The sequence below is a fragment of the Nocardioides proteolyticus genome, from assembly GCF_051280635.3.
Lineage (GTDB): Bacteria > Actinomycetota > Actinomycetes > Propionibacteriales > Nocardioidaceae > Nocardioides.
The window spans coordinates 25,472-33,409 of record NZ_JBNBPO030000035.1 but is presented as its reverse complement, the minus strand read 5'-3'; the positions used below and the strand labels follow the sequence as shown (position 1 = coordinate 33,409).

Here is a 7,938-nt window from a genome sequence, read left to right as displayed (position 1 = left end):
GGGCGGGCGGCGCGGGGCGGGCGCCCCCCCCCCCCCCCCCCCGCTCCGGGTCGAGCACGAGCACCTGCGTCTCGGCCGGGAGCAGGTCGACCAGCAGCTCGAGCTCGTCGACGAGCGCGGGGATCAGCGCCTCCATCCCCTCCACGGCGATGCCCTGGGCGAGCTTGTCGGTGAGCTCGACGAGCTGGGGGTGGCGGCGGCCGAGCTCGGCGGCGCGGGCGCGCACGTCGTCGGTGAGCAGCAGCTCACGGCACGGCGGCGCCCAGAGCCGCTCGAGCGGTGCGATGGTGCGCTGGTCGGCGACCGCGAAGGAGCGGATCTCCTCGACCTCGTCGCCCCAGAACTCCACCCGGACGGGGTGCTCCTCGGTGGGCGGGAAGACGTCGACGATGCCGCCGCGCACGGCGAACTCGCCGCGCTTCTCCACGAGGTCCACCCGGGAGTAGGCGGCGCCGGCCAGGCCCGCGACGACGTCGTCGAGGGCGGTGGTGTCGCCGACGGCGATCTCCACCGGGGTCAGGTCGCCCAGCCCCTTGACCTGCGGCTGGAGCACCGACCGCACCGGGGCCACCACGACCGACAGCGGGCCGGTCGCCTCCGTGTCGCCCGGGTGGCGCAGCCGGCGCAGCACCGCGAGCCGCCGGCCGACGGTGTCGCTGCGCGGGCTGAGCCGCTCGTGGGGCAGCGTCTCCCAGCTCGGGTAGTAGGCCACCGTCGCCGGGTCGAGCAGGTCGCCGAGCTCGGCGGTCAGCTGCTCGGCCTCGCGGGTCGTGGCCGTCACCGCGAGGACCGGCCGCCCGGTGCGGGCGAGTCCGGCCACCAGGAACGGTCGCAGCGCCTCCGGGCCGGTCAGCTCGGTGACCGGCAGCCGGCCCTGGGCCGCCTCGGCGAGCGGGTCGGCGAGGACGGGGTCGGCGAGGACGGCGTCGGCGAGGCCGGCGAGGCTCACGAGGGCTCACTTCCGGGTGGGGAGACAGCACGACAACCCCCGGTCGGGACGGACCCGGGGGGTGGACGCTCCCAGCCTACCGAGCCCCGCCGACTACGCCGTGGGGTCGCTGACCCGGCCGACGAACAGAGGCGCGCCGTGCTCGACGTCGTGGATGACGAACAGGAACGGCCGGTCGACGACGAACTCCACGGCGACCGGGGCACTGGTCTCCCGCATCACCACCGCGGTGGCGGCGGCCGCCTCGGTGCCCTCCTCGTCGACGGCGATGAAGCCCTGGTGGAGGACGTGGGAGACGACGAGGTCGAGGTCCTCCTCGGTCATCGGCGTGAAGTCGGCGTCGGTGAAGGCGGCGCGCATGCCCAGCGCGGTGAGCGCGTCGCGCAGGGACGCCTGGGCGCGGAAGCTCCACCGCGGCAGCGAGATGTCGAGCACCTGCGGCTGCGCGCCGGCGAGGAGGGGACCGAGTCCCTCGGCGACGACCTGCTCCTCCACCGCGGCCAGGCCGGCGTCGTCGGGGAGGACGACGGTCATGGCCAGCCCCGAGCCGGCGTACGGCAGCACGGCGGCCCGCCAGCCGTCGCCGGTGACCAGGCCGCCGCTCAGGTCCGGCCGGTGCATCAGGTCGACGTCGACGGTCGACCCGTCCGCCCGGCGGAACGAGCCGGTCGCGGTCAGCTCCTTGTCGAACGTGTGCTCCCACGGCGCCTTCAGGTAGACGGCGTTGACCAGCACCAGCCGCGTCGCGGCGTCGAGCACCCCCTGCGGCACCAGGTCCTCGATCCGGTCGTCGGTCTGCTGCTCGACCCAGTCGTTGATCAGGGTGCGCGCCTTCGCCGTCTCCGTCGCGAAGTCGACGGCGCGCAGCCCGGCGCCGTACTGCCGGGCGAGGACGTCGAGGAAGTCGTCCTCCCAGCCGACGCCCTCCTGCCCGAAGAGCTGGTTGGCGGTCGCCAGGGCGATCTCGGCCGTGGTGCCGTCGGACCGCTCCTGCTCGCCCGCCAGCCCGTCGACGTGCGCGGTCAGCGCGTTGACCCCCTCGTGCCACCGGTCCCCGAGCCCGCCGGTGTGCAGCACCGCTGCCATCTCCTCGGCGGTCCTGCCCGCCGCGCCGGCCATCGTCATGCCGAGCGCGACGAGGACGGAGTACGGCGACAGCACGAGGTTGCCCTCGTCTCCGGCGAGCTGTCCGTAGAGGTCACCGCCGAACGCCTGGAGCCCGGCCACGACGTCCGGCAGCACGGCGGGGTCGCCCGGAGCCCGGCTCGCCTCGGACGACACCAGCTCGATGCCGTCGGGGTCCTGGCCGGGCTTCGGGCGGCCGCCCGCATCGTCCCCGCAGGCGGCGAGCAGACCCCCACCCCCGCCGAGAGCGAGGCTCAGCAGGGCGAGGCGCAGCGCGGCGCGTCGGTCGAGCGATGGAGCGGGCACGGAGGGCACAGAAGGCACGGGAGGCACAGGAGGCATGGTTCTCCGACGCTAGCGGCGGTCGACCGGTTCCGCACCCGCACGGCCGAGCAGCGTGGGCTACTCCTCCAGGCGCCAGGCGGCGCGGACCGTCAGGCGCCCGCCGGTCTGCAGCAGTGCCCGCCGGTAGAGCCGCTCGGCCGCGAGCACCAGACCGGCGGCCAACAGCACCAGCAGCAGCAGCGCGGCGACCGGCTCCCACCACGCCGCGGTGCCGTCGAGCACCCGCATCGGCATCAGGACGGCGGAGAACGGAGGGACGAAGGAGGCGACCTGGGCGACCGACCCCTCCAGGAGGAGCGCACCGAAGAACATCGCGAGCAGCAGCATCGTGACGCTGCTGGTGGTGTGCTGCAGGTCCTCGGACCGGCTGGCCAGCGCGCCGGCGACCGCCCACATGCACGCGAGGGCGACGAAGCCGACCAGGAAGAACAGCAGGAACCAGACCACCCCACCCGACAGCGCGCCGAGCAGGTCGCCGTAGTCGGTGAACCGCAGCGCGATCAGCCCCACGGCGACGTACGCGACGAGCTGACCGAGGGCCAGCACGCTGTTGCCGGCGATCTTGCCGGCCAGCAGCTGCCGCAGCGGCACCGCGGCGGCGATCATCTCCACGATCCGCGACTGCTTCTCCTCCACCACGCTGCTGGCGAGCGTGTAGCCGAACATCACCGCGGACAGGTAGAAGAGGAAGGCGAACGCGAAGCCGAGGATGTCGCGCAGCTCGCCCAGCTCGGCGTCGCCCTCGAGCTGCTGGACACCGACGTCGGCGGCCGCCGCGACGTCCGCTAGCGAGGAGCCGGCCTGCGCCAGCTCGTCGGCCAGCACCTGGTCGCGGACCACGCCGCCGACCAGGTCGCGCAGCTCCGAGTCCTGGCTGTCACGGGTCACCAGGGTCCAGCCGTCGCCCTCCGAGGCCGGCCGCAGCCAGGCGTCCACCTCCTCCTCGAGGACCGCCTGGCGGGCGGCCGCGGCGGTGTCGAGCTCCACCACCACCACCCTCACCTCCGGGTGGGCCCGCTCGACCTGCACCTCGACCGTCCCGGCGAGGGCCACGGCATCGGCGGACACGACGCCGAGCGTGTGCTCCTCCCCGCGGCCGTCGAGCCACGCCTGGAGCCCGATCAGGCCCAGGATCACGACGAGCGAGAGGAGGGTCCCGACGAGGAACGCCCGGTCGGTGAGCTTCACGGCGACCTCGCGCCGAGCGACGACGTACCAGAGGTGACGGGTCCCCGAGCTCATGCCGCGACCTCCCGGAAGATCTCGCTCAGCCGCGGCACCACCCGGCTGAAGTCGTGTACGGCGCCGCGGGCGAGGGCCGCGGTCAGCAGCTCCTGGTCGGCTCCGGGCTGCTCGACCTCGACCACCGCCTCCGGCCCGGCGAGCGACAGCACCCGGATCCCGCGCTGCTCCCGGATCCAGCCGGCGTCCCCGGCCAGGACGACCCGGTAGCGCACCGCGGATCCGGCGCGAAGTTCGTCGGCGGAGCCGTGCGCGACCACCCGGCCGCCCGCCATCACCACCATCCGGTCGCAGAGCCGGTCGACGAGGTCGAGCTGGTGGGAGGAGAACACGACGGGCACCCCGCCGGCGGCCCGCTCGCGGAGGAGGTCGGCCATCGACTCCACGGCAGCCGGGTCGAGCCCGGAGAACGGCTCGTCGAGCACCAGGGCGAGCGGCGCGGGGACCAGCGAGGCGATGATCTGGACCCGCTGCTGGTTGCCGAGTGAGAGCGACTCGAGCGGGTGCTTGGCCCGGTCGGCCAGGTCGAACCGCTCGAGCAGCTCCAGGATCGCGGCCCGGGCGGCGGTCGCGTCCATGCCGCGCAGCCGCGCCAGGTAGACGAGCTGGTCGAGGATGCCCTGCTTCGGATAGAGCCCGCGCTCCTCCGGCATGTAGCCGAAGCGGCGCCGGTCGGCCGCCGTCACCGGCCGGTCCTGCCAGAGCACCTCTCCGCCGTGTGCGGCCAGGACGCCCATCACCATCCGCATGGTCGTCGTCTTGCCGGCACCGTTGCCGCCGACAAAACCCGTCAGCCCACCGGGCGGCACCACGAACGAGGCCGCGTCGACCGCGACCAGGTCGCCGAAGCGCCGGGTCAGCGAGCGGACCTCGATGGTCATGACGTCGGCGGCCCCACCAGCAGGGCCAGGCCGGTGAGCGCGGCGACGGCCACCACGCCGACGCCCAGGCCGCGAAGCGGGCTGCGCACCAGCCAGGCGACCAGCCGGTCGGCCGGCGAGGCGCCGGCCCCCTCGGGCAGCCGCCAGGCGTCGCCGAGCCATCCACGGCGGACGGCCCACCACTCCAGCGGCAGGGTGGCCAGCGGCGGCACCGCGGCGCCCAGGGCGAGCAGTCCCCGGCCCACCGTCCACCGACGGTCCACCCAGACGACGACGGTGACCACGACGTAGGCGACGAAGACGATGCCGTGGAGCATGCCGAAGACCCGCACGCCGAGCTCGGTGGTCTCCGTGCCGTACTTGAGGAACATGCCGAGCAGCAGCCCTGCCCAGGTGATCGCCTCGGCGACCGCGACGGTGCGGAACAGCCGGGTGGGGCTCATGCCGCCCCCTCCGCCTGCTCCCGCTCGGCGAGCCGGGCCTTCCACTCGCGGAAGGCCTCCTCGGTGCGGCCCTCGCGCCAGTAGCCGGAGATGGACACGTCGGCCCGGGGCACGCCTCGCTCCCGCAGCAGGTACGGACGGATCTGGTGCATCACCGCCTGCGCCTCGCCGTGCACGAACACCTGCACCCGGCCCGGCCGCCACGGGAGCGCGCGGACGGCGTCGGCAAGGCCAGACTGGCCGGACTGGCCGGACTGGCCGTCGCGGTGCAGCCAGGTCACCTCGACCCCGGCCGGTGCGGCCAGCTCCTGCTCGTGCCCGGGACCGGCGACCTGGAGCACGGCGTGCCCGCGGGCGTCGGCCGGCAGTGCGGCGAGGGCCGCGCGGATGGCGGGGAGCGCCGCCTCGTCGCCGGCGAGCAGGTGCCAGTCGGCCGCGGGGTCGGGCGCGTAGGCGCCGCCCGGGCCCCGGACCGTCACGGTGTCGCCCGGCTGCGCCGACGCCGCCCACGGACCGGCGACGCCGGCATCGCCGTGCACGACGAAGTCGATCGCCAGCGTGCCGGCGGCCACGTCGAGCTCGGCGACGGTGTAGGTCCGCAGGACGGGTCGGCCGCCGCCGGAGCCGTCGCCGAAGACCAGCTTGACGTAGCGGTCGGTGAAGCCACTGTCCGCGAAGGCGGTCAGGTCGCCCCGGAACCGGAGGCGGACCATGCCGGGGCTCAGCCGCCGACGCGCCAGGACGGTCAGCTCGGTCGTCGGCTTGGCGCTCACATAGGCAACCCTAACTTCGGGCCGCCGGCGTGCCGAATCCGGGTGTCAGGCGCCGAACCGGCGCTCCCGCATGGCGTAGGCGCGGATCGCGCGGAGGAAGTCGACCCGCCGGAAGTCGGGCCAGTAGGCCTCGCAGAAGTAGAACTCCGACTTGGCGCTCTGCCACAGCAGGAACCCGCCGAGCCGCTGCTCCCCCGACGTCCGGATCACCAGGTCGGGGTCGGGCTGCCCCTTGGTGTAGAGGTGCTCCTCGATGTGCTCGATGTCGACCTGGTGCGCCAGCTCCTCCAGGGAGGTGCCGCGCTGGGCGTGCTCGGCGAGGAGGGAGCGGACCGCGTCGGTGATCTCGCGGCGGCCGCCGTACGCGACGGCGACGTTGACGATCATGCCGTCGACGTCGGCGGTGGCCTCGGCGGCGGCCTTGAGTCGCTTCGCGGTGGCGTCCGGCAGGAGGTCGAGGGCGCCCACCGGATGCAGCCGCCAGCGGCGCTGGTCGGCCAGCGAGTCGACGGCGTCGGCGATGATCTCCAGCAGCGGCTCCAGCTCGCGCGCCGGCCGGTTGAGGTTGTCGGTGGACAGCAGCCACAGCGTGACCACCTCGATGCCGACCTCGTCGCACCAGGTGAGCAGCGGCTCGATGTTGGCCGCACCCGCCTGATGGCCGTGGGCGGTGTCCCGGCCCACCGCCTTGGCCCACCGGCGGTTCCCGTCGAGCATCACGCCGACGTGCTTGGGGAGGTTGTCGGGCATCCGGCGCAGCATCCGCGCCTCGTAGGCGGGGTAGAGCACCTTGCGCACGCCACGCTTCCAGTCCGCCACGGGGCCGATGGTAGTCCCCTCCGCCTCCGAGCGAGTGCGATCCGGTCGGCGCTCCCGGGAGGCACGATCCGACCTTCCCGCGCGTTCGGAGGACTGACACGATGGGACGGCGCTGTCCGCGCCGCCACGCCTGGAGAGAGGTATCCCCACCATGACCGCTGCCGCCTGGCACCCGGACCCGACCGGCCGTCACGAGCTCCGCTACTGGGACGGCTCCCAGTGGACCGACCACGTCTCGGACCAGGGAGTGCAGTCGGTCTCCCCGCTGTACCCGCCCGACGAGCAGGCCGGCGGCAGCCACCGCGCCGAGGACACCGGCGGGGAGGCTGCGGAGGCCTCAGGGGCCGAGTCCGCGGAGTCGGCGGAGTCGGCGGAGTCGGCGGAGTCCGCGGCGCACGAGCAGCACGGCTCGACGCAGCAGGCGGAGCCGGAGCCGGAGACCGCGTTCGCGCCGGCCGGGGCGGGACCGTCGCTGGCCGACCCGTCGATGGCCGACGCGCCGATGGGCCAGGCGCCGTACGCCGGCGGGCAGCCGCCGAGCGCGCAGCCGGCCGGCGGGCAGCCGCCGTACGCCGGCCAGCCGATGGGTGGCGACCCGGCTCTCGCCGACGCGTTCGCCGGGATCAGCGGCGACCTGATCAGCGGCCAGTTCAGCGAGAAGGGCGGCGTCGGCGCCGCGCTGCAGAGCCGGAAGCTGCTGCGCGTGCGCATCAACGAGCCGTTCATGGCCAAGCAGGGCTCGATGGTGGCCTACCAGGGCAACGTCAACTTCTCCTACCAGGGCGGCGGCGCCGCGAAGTTCCTCAAGAAGGCGCTGACCGGCGAGGGCCTGAACCTGATGCGGGTCGAGGGCCAGGGCGACGTGTTCCTCGCCGACGCCGCGCACGACGTGCACATCCTCCACCTGGACAACAGCGGGATCTCCGCCAACGGCAAGAACGTGCTCGCCTTCTCGGCGTCGCTGGACTGGAACGTCGAGCGGGTCAAGGGCGGCAGCATCGCCGCCGGCGGCCTCTTCAACACCACGCTGCGCGGCTCGGGCTGGGTCGCGATCACCACCGACGGCGAGCCGGTGGTGCTCAACGCGGCCGAGGCGCCCACCTTCGCCGACGCCAACGCGCTGGTGGCGTGGTCGGTGCACCTGCAGACGGCGATCAAGTCCAGCGTCACCGCGGGAGCCCTGATCGGCCGCGGCTCGGGCGAGGCGTTCCAGGTCTCCTTCCACGGCCCCGGCTTCGTGATCGTCCAGCCGTCCGAGGGTCCGGTCGCGCCGCCTGCCGCCTGAGCGCCCGGTCCGCAGCAGCCGGCGGCCGGATGAGCGGGAGATCACGTCCGTCCGGCCGCCGTTGCATGTTCAACCA

The 7,938-nt window shown here is 74.3% G+C and carries 7 protein-coding genes and 1 pseudogene; 1 reads left to right on the top strand and 7 read right to left on the bottom strand.

Features of this window, described 5'->3' with window-relative positions:
- From ACPOLA_RS17475 to ACPOLA_RS17445, 7 genes and pseudogenes are all read right to left on the bottom strand, one after another.
- A pseudogene (locus tag ACPOLA_RS17475) lies at positions 1-949 on the bottom strand (transcription-repair coupling factor); the annotation flags it as partial.
- Positions 950-1,042: 93 nt separating this feature from the next.
- Complete coding sequence (locus ACPOLA_RS17470) at positions 1,043-2,380, bottom strand: serpin family protein (protein WP_435771782.1); 1,338 nt, start codon at positions 2,378-2,380, stop codon at positions 1,043-1,045.
- A 96-nt stretch (positions 2,381-2,476) separates the two neighbouring features.
- On the bottom strand, positions 2,477-3,661 hold the full coding sequence (locus ACPOLA_RS17465; protein WP_435771781.1) for an ABC transporter permease: 1,185 nt from the start codon (positions 3,659-3,661) through the stop codon (positions 2,477-2,479).
- The gene (locus ACPOLA_RS17460) at positions 3,658-4,542 is read right to left on the bottom strand and encodes an ABC transporter ATP-binding protein (RefSeq protein ID WP_435771780.1); all 885 of its coding nucleotides are present in this window, start codon (positions 4,540-4,542) and stop codon (positions 3,658-3,660) included. The genes ACPOLA_RS17465 and ACPOLA_RS17460 overlap by 4 nt, the downstream gene beginning before the upstream one ends.
- Positions 4,539-4,985: a DUF3817 domain-containing protein gene (locus ACPOLA_RS17455; RefSeq protein ID WP_435771779.1), complete on the bottom strand. Its 447-nt coding sequence runs from the start codon at positions 4,983-4,985 to the stop codon at positions 4,539-4,541. The genes ACPOLA_RS17460 and ACPOLA_RS17455 overlap by 4 nt, the downstream gene beginning before the upstream one ends.
- Positions 4,982-5,758 (bottom strand): siderophore-interacting protein, encoded by a 777-nt coding sequence (locus ACPOLA_RS17450; protein WP_435771778.1) that lies wholly within the window; start codon positions 5,756-5,758, stop codon positions 4,982-4,984. The genes ACPOLA_RS17455 and ACPOLA_RS17450 overlap by 4 nt, the downstream gene beginning before the upstream one ends.
- Positions 5,759-5,803: 45 nt before the next feature.
- Entirely contained in the window at positions 5,804-6,577 is a 774-nt protein-coding gene (locus ACPOLA_RS17445) for an isoprenyl transferase (RefSeq protein WP_435771777.1), read from the bottom strand.
- A gap of 151 nt (positions 6,578-6,728) precedes the next feature.
- Here ACPOLA_RS17445 and ACPOLA_RS17440 point away from each other — a divergent pair, with 151 nt between their 5' ends.
- On the top strand, positions 6,729-7,862 hold the full coding sequence (locus tag ACPOLA_RS17440; protein WP_435771776.1) for an AIM24 family protein: 1,134 nt from the start codon (positions 6,729-6,731) through the stop codon (positions 7,860-7,862).
- Positions 7,863-7,938: the final 76 nt, after the last annotated feature.

Coding starts and splice junctions, on each gene's coding strand:
- ACPOLA_RS17465 (WP_435771781.1), bottom strand. CDS start 3,661: ATGAGCTCGGGGACCCGTCACCTCTGGTACGTCGTCGCTCGGCGCGAG.
- ACPOLA_RS17460 (WP_435771780.1), bottom strand. CDS start 4,542: ATGACCATCGAGGTCCGCTCGCTGACCCGGCGCTTCGGCGACCTGGTC.
- ACPOLA_RS17455 (WP_435771779.1), bottom strand. CDS start 4,985: ATGAGCCCCACCCGGCTGTTCCGCACCGTCGCGGTCGCCGAGGCGATC.
- ACPOLA_RS17440 (WP_435771776.1), top strand. CDS start 6,729: ATGACCGCTGCCGCCTGGCACCCGGACCCGACCGGCCGTCACGAGCTC.